This window comes from Streptomyces sp. NPDC051677 (assembly GCF_044453465.1).
Classification (GTDB): Bacteria; Actinomycetota; Actinomycetes; order Streptomycetales; family Streptomycetaceae; genus Streptomyces.
In genome coordinates this window covers 1-1,104 of record NZ_JBITCT010000149.1, presented here as the reverse complement: position 1 = coordinate 1,104, position 1,104 = coordinate 1, and the positions used below count along the sequence as shown (strand labels likewise).

1 pseudogene is annotated in these 1,104 nt (G+C 70.0%); it reads left to right on the top strand.

The annotated features are described in order from the left end of the window. Positions 1–107: 107 nt before the first annotated feature. A pseudogene (locus tag ACIBAF_RS49300) lies at positions 108–1,009 on the top strand (IS3 family transposase); the annotation flags it as partial. Positions 1,010–1,104 lie beyond the last annotated feature (95 nt).

Genomic DNA, 1,104 nt, shown 5'->3' with positions numbered 1-1,104 from the left:
CAGCATGGGCATGACGAGCAGTCGCCCCGGACGAGTATCAGTCCCACGATCGAGCGATCACGAACCGGGGAAGATCGGACTTAACGTCCACTGAGAACGGACATCTCGTGGTCATGAAGAACTATCCGCCGCAGTTCAAGGCGGACGCGGTCGCGCTGTACCAGTCGCGGCCCGAGGCGACGATCAGGCAGGTCGCCGCCGATCTGGGGATCAACCCCGAGACCCTGCGGAACTGGGTCCGCGCGGCCGGAGCGAGCCGGCCCCGGGGGCGCCGGGCGGAGGAGCCGGCCGAGCCGCCGACGCCGTTGGAGGCGGAGAACGCCGCTCTGCGGAACAAGGTCCGTGAGCTGGAGGAAGAACGCGAGATCCTGCGGAAGGCGGCGAAGTATTTCGCCGGGGAGACGCGCTGGTGAACCGCTTCCAGTTCGTCGCCGACCATCAGCGCCGCTACGGCGTGAAGCGGCTGTGCACCATCCTCGGCATCGCCCGCTCCAGCTTCTACTACTGGCGTCGGACTGCCGCGGACCGCGCCGCCCGGCGGGCGGCCGACGCCCGCCTCGCCGCCCGGATACGGGCCGTGCACCGCGAGTCGGACGGCACCTACGGGGTCCCCAGGATCACAGTCGAGCTCCGCGAGGCGGGCGAGCGCGTCAACCACAAGCGGATCGCGCGGGTGATGCGGGACGCCGGACTGGCGGGCGTGCGCTTGCGCCGCAGACACCGCACCACGGTGGCGGACCCGGCCGCGGGGAAGGCCCCGGACCTCGTCGGCCGCGACTTCACGGCAAGCGAGCCAAACACGAAATACGTCGGCGACATCACCTATCTCCCGCTGAACGGCGGGAAGTTCCTGTATTTGGCCACCGTCATCGACCTCGCCTCACGCCGCCTGGCCGGCTGGGCGATCGCGGACCACATGCGCACCGGCCTCGTCACCGACGCCCTGTCCGCCGCCGAACGGACCCGCGGCAGCCTCGCGGGGGCGGTCATGCACACCGACCACGGGGCCCAGGGCGAATTCAACTGGTCGTCGCAACACCTTCTGATCACGGAGGTGTGCAATGGGACGACCGAGGAAGCAGATGCCGCAGGCGCCGCCGGGTG